We start from the raw sequence: 16,704 nt of genomic DNA on the forward strand, positions 1-16,704 counted from the left end.
TTACCACCAAGTTTCGACGTTAAAACCAAAGGTTACTTCGTCAACATTTTGCTTGCCACTCTCACTGCGCATTGCTGCACCGTAGGTCTCGCCACCACGATCCCATTCATCGTTTTTCTCTGAGTAGGTCGCGAAGACGCGGAGAGTAGGGCGAGCCCAGACCCCTTTTCCAGCTTGGAACATTTGGGCTACAGTGACTTTGAACATGTCATTAGTACCAGCGCCATTTTGTGCTTCAACAGTCTCGTAACCCACTTCTAGCGCTGTCGCCATGTATTCAGTCCAGCTGTACTGAGGACGAGCGCCGACACTGAACCACTTTTCACCTTCGTTATTGTCTAGGTTTTTATCTTGATAGGCGATGGAATACATAACCTGGAAGTCTTCGTTGACGTTCAAGTCACCGTGATTGAATAGACGCCAGCTGTAACCATCGTGAACTTCACCTGTACTGTATTTGCGGTTAGAGCCTCCCTCTGCACTCATCAAACCACCGGCTAGGGCATCGGTACCATACTGGAAGGCAAGAGTGTTTGAACCGTAATTCCAAGCTTGGCGATAAAGGGCAGAGAGCATGGCACCAGAGGTTGTGATGTCGGCTTCGTCATGGCTTGAGTTTTGCTCGAAGACATAGTTAAGGCCAAAGGTCAGGTCAGCTGTATCGCTCAGTGCAATATCGCTGATTCGAGCATCAATATTATGCAGGCTGCGACCATCTTCACCATTGGAATTCGGTGCCATCCATGCAATATGACCGTTACCAAAGCCTAGGTCCCAGTCCTCGACACCAATACCGGTACTGGATGTATCCCAATACTTAATATCAATCATGTGCACTTCGTGACGGCGGTAAAAGCGTTCACCTGCCCATACTTTGGCATTAGGCTGTGAAGCGATTAATCCGTGACCCGCAGACCACATTTGGATGATGCTGACATCACCCCAGCTTTCACCACTACCAAGATAAAGGGTGGTGTCAAAATAAGCGTCACCGTGTTGCCAGACATCAGCTTTCAGGCCGGCTTCCCACCAATTCAGCTCGTTACCCAAACGGTAATTACCATAACCTTCACTGGCACGGATCACATCGTTGCGCTCACCTTTGCCATTATTATGATCATCATTGTCTGTGTAGATGTTTCCCCATTTTGCATAACCAAAGTAAGTGATATTTTCCACTGCGGCTTGGCTGGCTAGTGGGGCAAGTACCAAAGCGATACCGACTGCTTTTGCTAGCATCTTTTGTTTCATGAAACGTCTCCATATTATGTTTTTTTATTTATGGGTCCTAACTCGAGGCTGATCCTAACATTGCTCTGGAAACGTTTACAGTGAGGTTTGGCTGATTTTATCAAACAAAGGCAAAACATTTGATGAAACTGTAATTTAGGTCACATAAACGCCGTCTTTTGGCTGCTTTTGAGGGTTTTTTATACGGGTGATGATGTTCGCTGTCCGGAAACGATTACATTTGGTGGGGCTGTGAGGAGAGGAGATAAATAAAAAGCCCAACAAAACATGAGGTTGGGCTTTTTTGATCAATAGAAACTAACTTCTTTTCCAAGCAGTACTGATTGCTCGGTAAGCCAAGTAAAGAAGTTATCTATGAGTGTTTTGAGTTAGGAACCCAAGGATAACGTTTCACTTTTAATCACAATAGCCACAGAATACGTCAGCTGTTAGTGCGAATTCAAGTAATATGTGAAACTCCTCGAGTGTGTGTTTAACTCAAAACACCGCATTTTTACTGGGGTGGTATCGATTTCACCCGCGGCATAAACTTAGCGAATAACCTTAGCTTTTTTCGGGGGGAAGCAGGAACACGCCATTAGGGTTAATCGTCAAGTATGCATGGTCGATGAAGTTGGCATTGAACTGTGCAGAGTTTAGTTGAAGCAATTATTCCCCCGTCAATGTTGCGGTAGACCCACACCATTATCACGCAATCCTAAGCTGAAATGGTTCCCCGGAACCAATGCGAGCTTAATCTTAGTCGTATTAGCAACCTTTTCGGATTCTGCGTTTTCAGCCAGCCTTATACAGATGAAGGTGTGAGAGCTGTCTCTAAAGTTGAATGTTAAATGTGACCATTCAATAAATGCACGTAAAAGAGGGGGTATTTATGGATATATATTTAAAAGTTGTTTTTCTTTTGTATTTAACTTATTGATATTAAATATATTAAGTGATTTCCATTTGAAATAAGTACATTTGTTCATATTTTTTATGCAATAAACACCACATTCAACGTTTCTCTTATTTTTATATAGGAGAAATGGTATGAATAAAACATCGCTATTTTGCGTTTTGGTATTGCTAGCTTCAGCGACTTCTGGACGTGCTTTTTCAGAGGAAGTATTTAATTCTCAAGGAAAATATAAAAACTTCAGTTTTGTTGGGGCTGGCTTGGCCGTGGGAGAGACTGTTTTCTCTGATAAGGGGAGTCGACCCAGTATAAAACCTTATATATTCCATCATAGTGATTATGGTTTTATCGATGGTAGCTTAGCCAACCTAGCGCTGACACCTTGGTTTGGCCTGTCTGGTAATTTACGCTTGTCTGAGGTTTCAGGTGATTTTGACGATATACCCACTGGTATAGATGATCGGGAAAGCAGCGGAGAATTAGGGGTAACCTTGGGTACAGTCGGTGCGAGGTTAACGTATTTGCATGATATTACTGATAAACACAACGGGTATGAGGTTCAGCTTCATTTCGGGCGCGCCTTTGATACTCCCTTGGAAAGACTCACTTTATCTCCTTATGTTGAACTGAATTATCGTGATAACAATCTCTCTGGTTATATCTATAGTGTTTCTGAAAGAGAATCTAACGCTTCTGGGTTTCAACAGTTTAAATCCGGTGATACTTGGGTTTATAAGGGAGGGGTGACTGGGCTATACGATATCAGCCATCATTTATTGGGAGTCTCTAAATTAGAGTTGGAATATCACGACAGTGATAGTCCGCTTGTACAGAATGATTTTGGGTGGAAGTTTAGTGTCGGAGCGGCTTATCGATTTTAATTTTTTTCCAGGCAGAATCCTTTTAGTGCGGCGTCTTGTACCTGAATGCAAAAAAGGATTGGCATTGAGCCAATCCTTTGTTGATATTTTTGTGAACATTTACTCGTAATCAGAAGCGTAAGTTTCTTCGTAAGTGTGTGAGTAAAGTTCAAACAGGTTGCCAAACGGGTCTTCTAGATAAACCATTTTGGCTGGTTTGTTATCATCTTCTGGGTGGTAGCGCATGATGTCCATACGTACTTTACCACCGAATTTTTCTACTTTTTCAATTACAGCTGCAAAGTCGTCGGTTTGCAGACAGAAGTGGAAAATACCAAGTCGAGAGAAATCGACCTCGTGGCGTTCCTGTCGCTCTTTCATCTCAAAAAGTTCGACACCAATACCATCTGTTGTAACGAGGTGGGCAATGTTAAAGCCCTTGAAGCCTTCGCCGAACACAGCGATACACATTCTACCAATAGCGGTTTCCCGCTCTTCAATAACTTTGGTGTTGTTCATTACGACTTTAAGGCCAAGAGCATTGGTATAAAACTCAACAGCTTTATCCATATCGGCGACCATGATACCAACGTGATTCATTTTCATAATTTGCTCCAGACTCAGATGATTGTGAGGTGATTTGTTTCGATGGGGAGAGTATATGGAATTGTTTATATCAATAGAAATTATCAATATTTATAGTAATGATAATTTAAAATTATTATAAGGTGTTTACTTTAGTGGCTGAGAACTGGAGCAGCTTATAATCGGTAATTCATCACATAACCAGCCTATTGCGAGGCCATTGTATGCATAGGTTAGCCAAAAACATCTATTCTTATAGGTGCCTTTTACTTCTGTAGGATCACAGCATGAAAAAGCTAATTGGTTTACTGGTAATGATGTTATTCAGTTTTTCGGTACAGGCTGGGGGAGGTTCTGGTACCGGTGGGATTCCGAGTATCCCTTGTGTGATTGATGGTAAGCTCATCCATAAACATCTTCAAATTACTGAGTGTAACGAACTGAAGAAAGAAGCAACTGATCAGAAAGCGAAAACGGTGTACTAACAACTCATGCGGTATCAATTAAACTCTATCTGTGACGGGGTCACTTTTGCCCCCGTACACCTCCACCTTATCTTCATATCCATTTCTTAACCTGAAACTGTTCTGGTAAAGCACTATCGTGCTTAAATGTTAATTGTTACTTGATTTGGTCTGGAAACGTTTCCATGGTGCGTGCTGGCTCACAGTATCTGCTGAGTATTTCATTATGATCGGATGAAATTTCATGCTTAACGGGAAACCATGACAATGGAAAAGCAAATCATTCGTCTAAGAGGTCAGCAATCTGAAATGATTGTTGAGATTGGAGAAATCGCTGAAGTACTCTACTGGGGCGAGTCTATTTCTGGCTATCCGAAGGGTGCAGCTCTTGCCTTGAAACGGCCTGTACCTTACGGCCGCTTAGATAATGATGTGCCTGTTTCGTTGCATCCTGAATTAGCAAGAGGCGTATTTGGTAGTCCAGCACTGGAAGGTCATCGTAATGGGCAAGACTGGGCTCCCGCATTTACCATCAAGTCTATTTCACACCAAAGCGGTAGCCTTATTATTGAAAGCCACGACTCTATTGCAGGTCTAGCTCTAACGGTGAATCTGGATTTGGATAGCAATGATGTTGTCCAACTTAAGCAAACACTAACAAATACCGGGGAAGGGGAATATCTGGTTAACCGGCTTGCTAATACCTTACCTATTCCTGAGCGGGCCAATGAACTGCTGACCTACTATGGTCGCTGGGTTAAAGAGTTTCAGCAGGTACGCCAAACGTTATCTCAAGGTGGCTATCAGCAAGAAAACCGCCGTGGTCGTACATCCCATGAACATTACCCGGCACTGATTGCAGGTACTAAAGGTTTTGGAGAGTGTGATGGCGATGTCTGGGGCTTCCACTTTGCGTGGAGCGGTAACCACCGTATGCGTGTTGACGTTAAAGCCGATGGGCGACGTGTTGTGCAAGCTGAAGCTATTTATTTGCCGGGTGAAATCTCTTTGCAACCAGGTGAAAGCTTGGTCACACCTGTATTGTATGCTTCGCACAGTGGAGCGGGTTTGAATAGCATGAGTCAGCAATTCCATGGCCATGTTCGCGAGTCTATCCTTGCGCCGCAAATCAGTGAAAAGCCAAGGCCAATCCACCTTAATACGTGGGAAGGCATATACTTTGACCACGATCCTGCTTATATCAAAGAGATGGCGACAGAGTCAGCCAAAATGGGCGTCGAGCGCTTCATTATCGATGACGGTTGGTTCAAGGGCCGTAATGGTGACAAAGCCGCACTGGGTGATTGGTATCTTGATGAAGCTAAATACCCACAAGGGCTTGAAGGTATTGTCAGCCATGTGAACCAGTTAGGTATGGAGTTTGGTTTGTGGTTTGAGCCCGAGATGATTAACAAGGACTCGGATCTGTATCGTAACCACCCCGACTGGCTGCTGGCTGTTGGCGGTTATGATCAGCCAACGGGCCGTAACCAGTATGCGATTGACTTACAGAATGAAGATGCCTTTGCGTACTTGCTTGAAAGATTGGATCATTTTTTGTCTCGCTACAATATCGCTTACATTAAGTGGGATATGAACCGTGAGATTGTTCAGCCTGCTCATCGGGGACGTGCCGCAGGAAATAACCAAGTGACGCGCTATTATGAACTGGTAGAGCAGATCCGAGAGCGTCATCCTGAGGTTGAAATTGAGTCTTGTGCTGCGGGTGGTGGCCGAATTGACTTTGAGGTACTGAAACGTACCCATCGTTTTTGGACATCAGATAACAATGATGCTCTGGAAAGGCAGCAGATCCAACGAGGGTTCAGCTATTTCTTCCCACCAGAAGTGATGGGTAGTCATATCGGTGCCCGTCATTGTCATAGTACTCGTCGCACCCATGATATCCGCTTTCGTGGCCTGACTGCCTTGTTTGGCCATATGGGGATTGAGCTTGACCCGGTTAAAGAAGGAGCTGAAGAAAAAGTGGGCTTTGAGCGTTATATCAAGCTGCACAAAACTTATCGTTCTTTGCTTCATAGCGGTAAGTCTGTGCGTATTCCGGTTGATGATCATGACGGCCAATTAGCGAAGGCGGTAATCAGTGAGGATGGTAATGAAGCACTGGTTATGGTGGCACAACTTTCGATGCCAACCAATTCACTGAGTGGTGTGCTGCGGATCCCGGGTTTGGATGCAGATAAAGCCTATACTATTTCGGTGATTGATCACCCTGACAACTTCCATGAAGGCTTGGTGAACCAGCAACCGGCGTGGACAAAGCAACCAACGGTGCTAACAGGGGAGTGGTGCCAAAAGATAGGTTTAGCCATGCCTATTCTTGATGCCGAAAGTGCGGTACTTATTAGGTTAGCGGCTGAATAATCATTATATTTCAGCATTAGATTGAATGGATGGGGCCTAGTCACAGGTCCCATCTTTTTTTGATATTTACAGTATGCAGTTTTGTATGATGGCAGAATAAACACATGAAGTGATCAAAATCCCATTTTGTGGTTCTACCCATGGAATAAATGGAAACGTTTCCATGGGTGGGGTTTGGATCACAGTTATCCTCCTGTAGATCCTTAATATACCTTCTGAGCCCAGAGCTTAAAAAAATAAAGATACAATAATTAATTCTGTACGTGCCCTTTTAGTTAGGGAAGGGGTATGGAACAGATTGAAGGATAAAAAATGTCTGACAAAATTACACTACAAACCAAACTATCATATGGTCTGGGTGCACTAGGTAAAGATTTCGCGTGTGCACCGATTTATATTTTCTTGATGTTCTACTTCACCGATGTTGCAGGCTTGTCTGCTGCTTTTGTGGGTACTATCTTCCTTGCTGCCCGTATTCTTGATGCGGTTACTGATCCAATGATGGGGGTGATTGTTGATAACACCCGTTCAAAATTTGGTAAATTCCGCCCGTGGATTGTGATTGGTACATTGCTGAATGCCATCGTATTGGTTGGCCTGTTCAGCACTCACATGTTCGAAGGTCCTGCTCTATACCTTTATGCCGCAGCTGCATACATTCTCTGGGGCCTCACTTACACCATTATGGATATCCCTTACTGGTCAATGATCCCGGCGCTGTCGAGCGAGCGCCAAGAACGTGAAAAGCTGGTTGTATGGCCACGTCTATTTGCCAGCCTTGCATGGTTTATCACCGGTACTTACGGCCTTCACATTGTCGGTGTATTGGGCGACGGTAACCAAGGTGATGGCTTTTTCAATATGGCGATGCTGATTGCAGTACTGTTCGTGATGAGTGCTTTCTTGATTGCGCGGAACGTAAAAGAAAAAGCGGCGCCAGCCAATGTTAAACCTGCAGAAAAATTCAGTTTCAAAGATGTACTGATTATTATTGGTAAAAACGACCAGCTAAAAGCACTGATTGGTACTGTTCTATCATTCCAGATTGCTAACCTGCTTGTTGGTGGCTTTGCTATCTACTACTTCTCTTACGCATTGGGTAATCCAGAATTGTTCCCAGTCTATATGATGGTCGCGGGTGCGGCAGAAGTTGCTGGTGTGTTCTTGTTCCCTCGTATTGCCGCTAAACTTCCACGTAAGCACTTGTGGAAAATGGCATGTGGTTTCCCAATTCTCTCTTGTATCATTTTGTTCGTAATGGCAGTCATGTTCCCTGGCAGTACGCTGCTTATCGGTTTAGCGGGTGCGGCAATTAAATTCGGTGTGGGTATTGCTAACGCACTACAAACAGTGATGCTTGCCGATGTTGTTGACTACGGTGAGTACAAAACAGGTCGCCGCAGCGAGAGTGTTATCTTCTCTGTGCAGACAATGTTAGTTAAATTCGCCGGTGCGGCTGGTGGCTTTATTGTAGGTGTGGGCTTGTCAGTGGTTGGTTATGTACCAAATGTCGAGCAAACAGCTGATACCATTATGGGTCTGAACTTTATGATGTTTGGTTTGCCTGCAATATTGATGGCAGTAAGTGGTATCGTTTACCAACGCTACTACCGCTTGCATGACGGTTTCAACAAAGATGATGTTGAGAACGATATGGTTGATGCAAAACCAGTCCAAGCGTAATTTATCTAAGCTTCAATTCAGTAGATAAGAAACAGCTACCTTCGGGTAGCTGTTTTTGTTTATGTGTTTGCCCTTCTTGTTTTAGGCTTCTTTAAGGGTTTGATAGCCAGCCCAAATACGGGTCACGGTCGTAATCCAGCACAGTGTACCGAATATCCAGGCAATCAAAGCGAAGTGGGCAGGGAATAGGCAGAACAGTATAAAGCAGGTAATGGTTTCGGTACCTTCAGCTAGACCGCCAATATAATATAGCGACTTCTGCTTATAGACTGGACTTTCTATGTTGCGCTTACCGGCCATGATAGCAAAGCTAAGAAAGCTCGAGCCGGTGCCGATAAAAGAGAAAATAAGGAAAGCACCAGCTACCGCATTGGCATCAGGGTTCGCCAAAACAAAGCCGAAGGGCACCATGGAATAAAACAGAAAGTCCAAGGTGATATCGAGAAAACCACCGCAATCGGTAATACCTTGGCGGCGGGCGATTGCTCCATCAAGTCCATCGAAGATACGATTGATGACAATAAAGCCTAAGGCCCAACTGTAGGCTTCCAAAGCCAAGGCGGGTAAGGCGAATAAACCAATCACAAAACCGGTTAATGTCACTTGGTTTGCCGTGATACCAAGTTTGTCAGGTAGTGCCGAGAAAGTGGTTAGGGGCCAGCGGATCACTTTGATCGCGTATCTATCTAGCATGGTTGTTGTTCCTGATAAGCGGTTGTCCATGGCCAATTTAATACACGGCCTTGTGGTGGGATATCATCATGATCATGGGTGACCATGATCGCAGGGATCTGGCGGCTTTTGATTTGATCAAAGACAAACTGCCTGAACTCATTTCGCAATGCTTTATCTAGCTTACTGAATGGTTCATCGAGCAGAACAGCATGAGGTTCCGAGAGAAGCATCCGCATCAAGCTGATCCTCGCACGTTGTCCGCCAGAAATTTCACTGGGTTGCTTATTGGCCAATTGAGATAAGCCAATGGTTGTTAGTGTTGATTCGGCCCGCTCAACCCGCTCCTTGCCACGGTAATGGCGGGGAATACCGAACATGAGGTTTTCTAACACGCTTAGATGCGGAAAAAGCAAATCATCTTGAAATAGTAAACCTATCTTACGTTGATCTGGGGCCTGCGCCATCACGCTACGCTCGTTGAGTGCCACCTCGCCGGATAGGGAGAAGTCATTGACGAGGTGTCCGGCAATAGCACTGAGTAAGGTTGATTTCCCGCAACCGCTAGGGCCCATTAAGGTGAAAACTTCACCAGGGCAAACGTCAAAACTGACAGGTGAAAAAAGAGGGGTGTCACCATGTCGGATTGCGAGATTTTTCACAGATAATGTCATCCGTGAGTGTACTCCTTTGATTTATTGGGTATAGAAGGTGTTTGTCGAGAATGTTGACGATAGTGACGCCAACGATTACTCAGGCGATTAGCCACTATCGCGAGAGTAAAGAAAACAAATGGCAGAACGCCTTGAAGTAGACCATAAATTGCCATCACCCTGCGATCTTGACCACTGGCAAGGGCCACAGCTTCGGTCGTTACGGTGCTGATCCTACCTGCCCCGAGCATCTGCGTAGGTAAGTACTGGGCGAGGCTAACACTGATCCCAATGGCAAGGCCAAAGATGATGGCAGGTTGGACTTGCGGACGTTTAACACGCCACCAGGTCTGCCATGCAGTTAGCCCTAAACTTCGGCTACATTGATCCAGGCGAATGTCATAGCTACGCCACGCACCATCCAGCGCCAAGTACATATATGGGAAAACAAAAATGAGGTGACTCCAGATCACCCAAAGCGAATAGTGCTGGCCGGGAACCAAGTAAGTGACTATCTGGATGCCAAACAGCAAAGACAGTTGAGGCGTGACGAGTGGAATAGCGATCAGCCAAGCAGGGATGGCCCTCTGGTATTTCTGGCGGTATTCAAGGCATGCGATCACCAAGATCAACGCCACGATGCTGGAGATCATCGCCAGCAGCAGGCTGGTTCCCATGAGATCGGCCAATGTCGGGAGCTCTTGCTGCCAAAATCGGCCGCTAAAGCGGCTAGGGATAAAGTCTGGAAAGCGCCATCGTTGAGCAAAAGACCAGACAACCAATAATGGGATGATCAGCACCGGGATCACAACAAACGGGCTATACAAGGCTAAATGACGGGGTGGCTTTCTCGCGACTTGCTGAGATGGTGTCGCCCCATGAGTCAGCCAATTTCGCTTATAGCGCAGGCAAAACCATTCAATAGTACGAATAAAGCCAAGACCTGTGGCTGTGAGCATAACAAGCAGACAAGCACCAGCTGCTGCACGGGGGAGCAGCTGCAGATCGGGTTCGTTAAACCATTGCCATACCAGAACCGACAGGGTAGCAGGGCGTGTTGGCCCCAAGATTAATGCGATGTCCACAACAGACAAGCCATATGCGGCAACGGCAAATAGGGATAACCGTAGCTTGGGAAGCCATTGCGGTAGAATAACCTTGCGCCAAGTTTCTGACTTGCTGTAACCCAAACTGGCTGACACAGCGCTAAGCTGTGTCACGTTGAGCTGTTTGAGGATCGGAATACTCATGATCAGCAAGAATGGGGCTTCCTTGATGGCCAGCGCCAGCATCAGGCCGATCCCATAACTATCTTGAATAAGGTTGTCTTGAATAAGGTGTACTAATACTGTATCTGCGCACCCCAGGGCTTCAAACAGCCTAAAAATCCAACCTGTAGGCGAAAACAGTAAAGCAAAGCCAATGGCAAAGGCAACATGGGGCATGGCAAGCATTGGCGAGAGTGTTCGTTCTAATTTCCGCCAGCGGGTGGTTCCCCAATACCGTTTAAGGATGATGTAGGTGAAATACAAGGCAAGTGCGGTACTGCCTAGCCCAGACAGCAGGCTGAGGCCAATAGACGCATTGAGATTAGGCCATGTTACCACCTCGGCGAATGCATTCAGGTTGACACCTTCAAAGCCCAGCGTAGGAAGCCAAGAAAGTGAAGGGAGGATCAACCCGATAATGCCCGGTAATAAAGGCAAGAAACAAAGAAGAACTGCAACAATAAAAAACAGATGAATCATAAATTACTCGTTGGGTGGGAGTAAGCTCCCACCCTTTAGGCTTAGCCTTTTAATTTTAGCTGCCGTAACGTTTTTGCCATTCCAACTCGATGGCGGTTAACCAGCTTGGATGTGGCTCAGCAATAGATTTAAACAGTGAAAAACCTTGGGTACCACTGTGTGTCAGTGATTCTGGCTTTAGAACCGATGGGTCACCCCAGATTTTGGCATCAGCTTTACGTGCTTGTGCTTCCGGGCTCATCAAGAAATTGATGGTAACCAAGGCACCCGCTTTGGCTTGAGCGTTCCAGGGAATGGCCAAGAAATGAATGTTGGACAATGCACCTTGCTCAAAGGCATACGCTTGTGCTGTTTCTACCAAGTTACCATTCTCAATTGCCGCATTGGCTGCATTGGGATTGAAGGTGATCGCCAGTAGAAGCTGTTGGTCATCAAGCAGTTGGATAGTCTCACTTGTTCCCGATGGGAAACGCTTACCTTGCTGCCAGGCAACAGGGTGGAGCTGGTCTAGGTATCGCCATAACGGTGCGGTGACCTGCTCAAATCGTTGCCGCTCTGCTTGGCTGTCGATGGCTGTGTAAAGCGAATCCGACTTATTGGTCAGTTCCAACAATGCAGCCTTCAGGAAGCTACTACCGTGAAATTCTGGTGGTTGTGGGTAACTTACCTTGCCCGGATACGCTTTGGCTAAACTAAGCAACTCGGCAAAGTTTTTCGGTGGATTGTTCAGCGTTTCTTTATCATGGATAAAGACCAGCTGTCCGACCCCCCAAGGTGCTTCTAATCCTGCCGTTGGTTCAGTGAAGTCTTCATCAATAGGCAAGCGGGTATCAACATATTGCCAATTTGGCAGTTGCTGGGTAAATGGGCCGTAAAGAAGGTTGCTGTGCTTCATGGAACGAAAGTTTTCACCGTTGATCCAAACCAGATCAACGCTGCCACCTTCATTTTTGCCTGCAGCTTTTTCTGCTAACAAGCGCTGGGTTGTTTCGGCGATGTCAGCGACTTTGACATGCTTTAGGCTGACCCCATATTGCACCTGCAGTTGACGACCAGCCCAACGTAGATAGTCATTGATCTCTTGGCTGCCACCCCAGGCATTAAAATAGACCGTTTGTCCATCCGCCAGCTTGACTACCTCATCCCAGCTTTTCTGGAGAGCCTGTTCGGTTGTTGGAGCCGCTTGTGCCGTGCTAAGGCCAGAGGCCAGCAAAAGCGCCAGCCCCAGGAGTGTTTTTTTCATGATGCCTGTTTTCATCCCTATTTTTCGCTCAACGCACCTTCATTGCTGCGCTTTGGTGGTGTTTCAATAGTGTTGTCAACTTGAACACTGGCCGTTGCAGTTACACTTTGCTGGTCAGTGGCTACTTGCTCGTCTTTGCGCATCCAGCGATGATATTTTTCAACCAGAGTCAGTAGTCCTTGCGGTGCGTTAGCCTGTTTCCAGACACCGGCGGTATATTTTGCCGCTTCGCTCATGGTTGGGTAAGGATGGACTGTACCCAATATTTTGTTGAGCCCCAAACCGTGACGCATTGCCAGCGTAAACTCGGCGAGTAATTCACCCGCATTGTTGCCAACCACCGTTGCACCAAGGATCTTGTCTTTACCTTTAGGTGTGATCACCTTGATAAAACCATGGTCCTCACCATCGGTAATGGCACGATCCAAGTCGTCAATCCCATAGGTAACGATATCAAACTCAATACCTTGTTGCTTAGCTTCTTTTTCATTAATGCCGACACGGGCCACTTCTGGTGAGGTATAGGTTGCCGCTGGCAATACCGAGTAATCGGCTTTGAATTTCTTGAATTGGCCAAAGAGGCCATTCACAGCGGCATACCAAGCTTGGTGGGCGGCTGCATGGGTTAACTGGAATGGGCCAGCGACATCACCAACAGCAAAGATATTTGGGTATTTTGTCTGTAGATACTCATTGACCTCAACGGTTCCGCGCTCAGAGGTGGTGATCCCCAGTTTTTCCAGACCGAAACCCTGTACGTTGGCGACTCGGCCAAGAGCAAGCATTACGGCATCGAATTCAACGGCCTGTGATTCACCGCCAGCGGTTTCAAGTAAAACAGATTGCTGTGGCTGGCCATTTTCATCGGTATGAATCTCGAACTTAACCGCTTTGTAGCCTGTTTTAATGTCTACACCGTCTTTTTCAAGGCTTGATTTAACCAGTGTCGCTGCGTCACTGTCTTCACGGATCAAGAGTTGATCAGCCATTTCGACAAGGGTGACATCACTACCAAGGCGCTGGAAGCTTTGAGCAAGCTCACAGCCAATTGGACCGCCTCCTAACACCAGCAAGCGCTTAGGCAGCTCGGTCAAAGACCAAATAGAGTCAGAAGTGAGGTAATTGACTTTATCTAGGCCCGGGATCCCCGGTACGAGCGGTCGAGCTCCAGTTGCAATTACGATATTACGGGTGGTCATACGCTGGCCATTCACTTCTACTTCCCATGGCGACAGAATAGTGGCTTCACCCGAGACACAGTTTACGCCCAGTTTGCTGTAACGCTCCACGCTGTCATGGGGCTCGATCTTACCTATCACGTTGTGGACGCGAGCCATCACCTTGGCAAAATCGACCTTGGCTTCGCTGGTCTCTATACCAAATTCATTGGCGCGAGTGATTTCTGCCATGGTATGGGCTGCGCGAATAATGGCTTTGGAAGGAACGCAACCGGTGTTAAGGCAGTCACCACCCATTTTATGACGCTCGATAAGTGTCACTTTTGCTTTAACGGCTGCTGCGATATAAGCGCTAACCAAACCGCCCGCTCCAGCGCCGATCACGACCATGTTTTGATTAAAGTGGCTTGGCTTTTCCCATTCAGCGTAAACTCGACGCTTGTTAACGATTTGCATGACCGCTTTGGTCATAAGCGGGAAAAGGCCCAGTAACGCCAATGAAACGAGAACAGGTGCTGAGATAATGCCACTTAGGCTGTCAATCTGACCAAGCTGAGTACCGGCATTAATGTAGACGGCAGTACCTGCGAGCATTCCCAACTGGCTGACAAGGTAGAACATACGTGTCGATATCGGTGTCAGACCCATAAGTAAGTTAATGATGAAAAACGGGAACACCGGGATCAATCGGAGAGTAAACAGGTAAAACGCACCGTCCTTTTCGACCCCGCGGTTAATGGCCGACAGGCGATGGCCGAATTTAGCCTGTACCCAGTCTCGTAGGATATAGCGACTAAACAAGAAGGCGAGGGTGGCCCCAATCGTGCTGGCAAATGAGATCAGCAGCAAGCTCCACCAGAAACCGAACAGTGCAGCACCCAAAAGGGTCATGATAGCGGCCCCCGGCAATGATAGGGCTGTCACCGCTATGTACAGGACAAAATAGATCAGGCTTGATACAAATGGCTTAGCATGGATGGTATCTGTCAGAGCAAGTTGTTGTGCTTTTGCTTGTTCAAGGGTGAAGTATTGACCAAGATCGAATGCGAACCATACAGCAATCAAGGAAACAACAATACTGATCACTAGCAGTTTTTTTCTGTCCATAGTTAGCTCCTGTTATTTGTCCGTCTGTGTAGGGGCATCAGTGGGTTTCTGTTCACTAGGTTGGATTGGCAGTGAACAGAAGCCTTGCTGGGGTACATCTAGTGCGGTGTTAAATTTTGCCGATAGATTCTGAAACGCAATCAATGCGGTTAAATCAACAATAGCATCTTCATCAAGCCATTGTTTTAGCGTTGTGAGCATTTCATCGGTGACGCGCTGACCGGTAATTGTCATCGCTTCTGTGTAGTTCAGCACCGCGCGTTCTTGTGCATCAAAAAGATCACTGTCTTGCCAGTTGGCAAGGGCTTTGATTTTTTCAACTGAATCACAGCGTTCGGCGAGTTTCATGCCATTGGCATCAACACAAAATGCACAGTCGTTTAACTGTGACACCTGGACACAGACTAATGAACGGACTACTGGGCTTAGCGGGGAAGAGCGGCGGTCCAAATAGCCGAAGAAGCCAGCAACGAGCCAAAACAGGGTAGGGCGACGACCCCATAGCTTTGCTGGGTTGAGGATCTTGCCGTAGTGGCGTTTTTGTAGCCATAGCAGTGGCTTGATAAATAGCGAGTAGTTCTCTTTGGCGGAAATGCGCACGGTGACCCCTTGTCTCTTCAATATGCTACTGTGAGCCTATCTAAATGGCGGTAGTAATTATTACCGAAATTATCAGATAGTTATGAGACAAAGACCCTATTAGGAAGCAATTTATTTCACGTGAACGCAGAAAAAAGTGTCTAGTTGACCGATATTTGAACAATTTGAGGCTTGGACTGAGTGATAACCTTGTCCGTAGACGGTTCAGTTAACACAACATAGCTGCATGCCAGTAGAGGAACGAAAGCAAGAAGCATGGTTTTGCCAATGTGGTAATTGCGATACCAATACTTGCGTGCTCTAACTTTTAATAATAACCCCCAGAGCAGCAGGATAGCGTTTAGGCTGGCAATGGATACTAGCAAGGGGTGAATTGATTGATAGGTTGTGATGTTATTCTGTACAAGAATAAAAGCCACTATGGGAGGAAGCAGGCTGAACAAAACAAGTAAGCGCATAATTCGCGGCCACTTGTTAAACTTATCCTTGAACATCTGATCACTTTGTCCTGGAAAAGGTTTGGAACAGTTCATAATTACCCCCCGGAATTAACTTAGCACTTATTTTACTAGTGTCAGTGTGCAATAAAAGGGTGTTGAGTGATTTATAAACAGCATTGTGAGGCGATTCAATTTTTCACGATATTTGACAAAAAGCTGTCATTAGAATGATTGATTATTGACACGTATCATTTGAGCTGTAAATACAAAAAAGAGATCTCAACGATCTCTTTTAATATATGAAATTTGTTGTACTAGCTTAATTTTGCTAGTAATTCTGAGCGGCGATCTTTGGGAATAACCGACCAGTGCTGACCGCTGATTGCCCCTTCAATAGCCCACAATAAATCAATACTGACCGTGCCTTGATGCGTATTTTGTAATGCTTTGAAGGCATTGATAGAACCAGCCTCCAATAACTCGTCAACAGAACAAATACCCGCCTTCTTTAGCATTCTTTCATTGGCCAGGCGAAGGTTAGGCAGGTCTTTTATCCTATCGGGCGATGCCTTCTCTTTAGTTTCTTTATCAACTTTAGCGGCATCAAGAGAGCGGGTTGCTTGTTCGATAATTTTCCCAGATTCATTCCACCATTCTTCAGGAATAGCGTAATGTTTTGTTACAACTGGAAAGCCGCGTTTTTTATATATATATGGCTTAAGCCCTGCTTTTTTAAAATCTTGTTCGTTTTTTGCGTTGGCGCGAAGATGAAGTTTGTCATTCACCACGAGTGCAAACATTGTTTCACCCGCGAAAATTCCAAAACCGCCAAACATAGAGCGAGATTTAACGTTATCGAAACAATTAAATAGGCGTAAAGATTCTTTTAAAATTGGTTTGTCCATGCTTCTTCTCGGTGAAAAATTCCAGGGTCACCTAA

General features: G+C 45.9%; 14 protein-coding genes. 4 read left to right on the plus strand and 10 right to left on the minus strand.

What is annotated here, in order from left to right:
- Positions 1–1,251 carry a carbohydrate porin gene (locus tag NHN17_RS10380; RefSeq protein WP_255042353.1) on the minus strand — a complete coding sequence of 417 codons (1,251 nt, stop codon included), beginning with the start codon at positions 1,249–1,251 and terminating at the stop codon, positions 1–3.
- Positions 1,252–2,280: 1,029 nt separating this feature from the next.
- On the opposite strand from NHN17_RS10380, the gene NHN17_RS10390 reads away from it, so the two are divergent.
- A complete protein-coding gene (locus tag NHN17_RS10390; protein WP_255042354.1) occupies positions 2,281–3,027 on the plus strand; it encodes a MipA/OmpV family protein in 747 nt (248 codons plus the stop codon).
- A gap of 99 nt (positions 3,028–3,126) precedes the next feature.
- Here NHN17_RS10390 and NHN17_RS10395 read toward each other — a convergent pair whose 3' ends face one another.
- Positions 3,127–3,612, minus strand: coding sequence for a VOC family protein (locus NHN17_RS10395; protein WP_255042356.1), 486 nt, complete (start codon positions 3,610–3,612; stop codon positions 3,127–3,129).
- Positions 3,613–3,878: 266 nt separating this feature from the next.
- Here NHN17_RS10395 and NHN17_RS10400 point away from each other — a divergent pair, with 266 nt between their 5' ends.
- From NHN17_RS10400 to melB, 3 genes are all read left to right on the plus strand, one after another.
- Entirely contained in the window at positions 3,879–4,076 is a 198-nt protein-coding gene (locus NHN17_RS10400) for a hypothetical protein (protein WP_255042357.1), read from the plus strand.
- Positions 4,077–4,316: 240 nt separating this feature from the next.
- A complete protein-coding gene (locus NHN17_RS10405) occupies positions 4,317–6,440 on the plus strand; it encodes an alpha-galactosidase (RefSeq protein WP_255042358.1) in 2,124 nt (707 codons plus the stop codon).
- Positions 6,441–6,752: 312 nt separating this feature from the next.
- Positions 6,753–8,123: a melibiose:sodium transporter MelB gene (gene melB / locus NHN17_RS10410; RefSeq protein WP_255042360.1), complete on the plus strand. Its 1,371-nt coding sequence runs from the start codon at positions 6,753–6,755 to the stop codon at positions 8,121–8,123.
- Positions 8,124–8,204: 81 nt separating this feature from the next.
- On the opposite strand, the gene NHN17_RS10415 is transcribed toward melB, so the two are convergent.
- The 8 genes from NHN17_RS10415 to NHN17_RS10450 form a co-directional block, all read right to left on the minus strand.
- Positions 8,205–8,816: a CDP-alcohol phosphatidyltransferase family protein gene (locus NHN17_RS10415; protein WP_255042361.1), complete on the minus strand. Its 612-nt coding sequence runs from the start codon at positions 8,814–8,816 to the stop codon at positions 8,205–8,207.
- Positions 8,810–9,469, minus strand: coding sequence for an ATP-binding cassette domain-containing protein (locus tag NHN17_RS10420; RefSeq protein ID WP_255042362.1), 660 nt, complete (start codon positions 9,467–9,469; stop codon positions 8,810–8,812). Before NHN17_RS10420 ends, NHN17_RS10415 begins: the two co-directional genes overlap by 7 nt.
- On the minus strand, positions 9,466–11,196 hold the full coding sequence (locus tag NHN17_RS10425) for an ABC transporter permease (protein ID WP_255042363.1): 1,731 nt from the start codon (positions 11,194–11,196) through the stop codon (positions 9,466–9,468). The genes NHN17_RS10420 and NHN17_RS10425 overlap by 4 nt, the downstream gene beginning before the upstream one ends.
- A 55-nt stretch (positions 11,197–11,251) precedes the next feature.
- Positions 11,252–12,439, minus strand: coding sequence for an ABC transporter substrate-binding protein (locus tag NHN17_RS10430; protein WP_255042364.1), 1,188 nt, complete (start codon positions 12,437–12,439; stop codon positions 11,252–11,254).
- Positions 12,440–12,456: 17 nt separating this feature from the next.
- Positions 12,457–14,724 carry a dihydrolipoyl dehydrogenase gene (gene lpdA, locus NHN17_RS10435; protein ID WP_255042365.1) on the minus strand — a complete coding sequence of 756 codons (2,268 nt, stop codon included), beginning with the start codon at positions 14,722–14,724 and terminating at the stop codon, positions 12,457–12,459.
- A 12-nt stretch (positions 14,725–14,736) separates the two neighbouring features.
- Positions 14,737–15,324 carry a carboxymuconolactone decarboxylase family protein gene (locus tag NHN17_RS10440; RefSeq protein ID WP_255042366.1) on the minus strand — a complete coding sequence of 196 codons (588 nt, stop codon included), beginning with the start codon at positions 15,322–15,324 and terminating at the stop codon, positions 14,737–14,739.
- Between the two features lie 140 nt (positions 15,325–15,464).
- The gene (locus NHN17_RS10445; protein WP_255042367.1) at positions 15,465–15,857 is read right to left on the minus strand and encodes a hypothetical protein; all 393 of its coding nucleotides are present in this window, start codon (positions 15,855–15,857) and stop codon (positions 15,465–15,467) included.
- Between the two features lie 221 nt (positions 15,858–16,078).
- Positions 16,079–16,669 (minus strand): TfoX/Sxy family DNA transformation protein, encoded by a 591-nt coding sequence (locus tag NHN17_RS10450; protein WP_255042368.1) that lies wholly within the window; start codon positions 16,667–16,669, stop codon positions 16,079–16,081.
- Positions 16,670–16,704: the final 35 nt, after the last annotated feature.

The organism is Photobacterium pectinilyticum (assembly GCF_024357955.1).
In the GTDB taxonomy this organism is placed as follows: Bacteria; Pseudomonadota; Gammaproteobacteria; order Enterobacterales; family Vibrionaceae; genus Photobacterium; species Photobacterium pectinilyticum.

Coding starts and splice junctions, on each gene's coding strand:
- NHN17_RS10380 (WP_255042353.1), bottom strand. CDS start 1,251: ATGAAACAAAAGATGCTAGCAAAAGCAGTCGGTATCGCTTTGGTACTT.
- NHN17_RS10390 (WP_255042354.1), top strand. CDS start 2,281: ATGAATAAAACATCGCTATTTTGCGTTTTGGTATTGCTAGCTTCAGCG.
- NHN17_RS10395 (WP_255042356.1), bottom strand. CDS start 3,612: ATGAAAATGAATCACGTTGGTATCATGGTCGCCGATATGGATAAAGCT.
- NHN17_RS10400 (WP_255042357.1), top strand. CDS start 3,879: ATGAAAAAGCTAATTGGTTTACTGGTAATGATGTTATTCAGTTTTTCG.
- NHN17_RS10405 (WP_255042358.1), top strand. CDS start 4,317: ATGACAATGGAAAAGCAAATCATTCGTCTAAGAGGTCAGCAATCTGAA.
- melB (WP_255042360.1), top strand. CDS start 6,753: ATGTCTGACAAAATTACACTACAAACCAAACTATCATATGGTCTGGGT.
- NHN17_RS10415 (WP_255042361.1), bottom strand. CDS start 8,816: ATGCTAGATAGATACGCGATCAAAGTGATCCGCTGGCCCCTAACCACT.
- NHN17_RS10420 (WP_255042362.1), bottom strand. CDS start 9,469: ATGACATTATCTGTGAAAAATCTCGCAATCCGACATGGTGACACCCCT.
- NHN17_RS10425 (WP_255042363.1), bottom strand. CDS start 11,196: ATGATTCATCTGTTTTTTATTGTTGCAGTTCTTCTTTGTTTCTTGCCT.
- NHN17_RS10430 (WP_255042364.1), bottom strand. CDS start 12,439: ATGAAAAAAACACTCCTGGGGCTGGCGCTTTTGCTGGCCTCTGGCCTT.
- lpdA (WP_255042365.1), bottom strand. CDS start 14,724: ATGGACAGAAAAAAACTGCTAGTGATCAGTATTGTTGTTTCCTTGATT.
- NHN17_RS10445 (WP_255042367.1), bottom strand. CDS start 15,857: ATGAACTGTTCCAAACCTTTTCCAGGACAAAGTGATCAGATGTTCAAG.
- NHN17_RS10450 (WP_255042368.1), bottom strand. CDS start 16,669: ATGGACAAACCAATTTTAAAAGAATCTTTACGCCTATTTAATTGTTTC.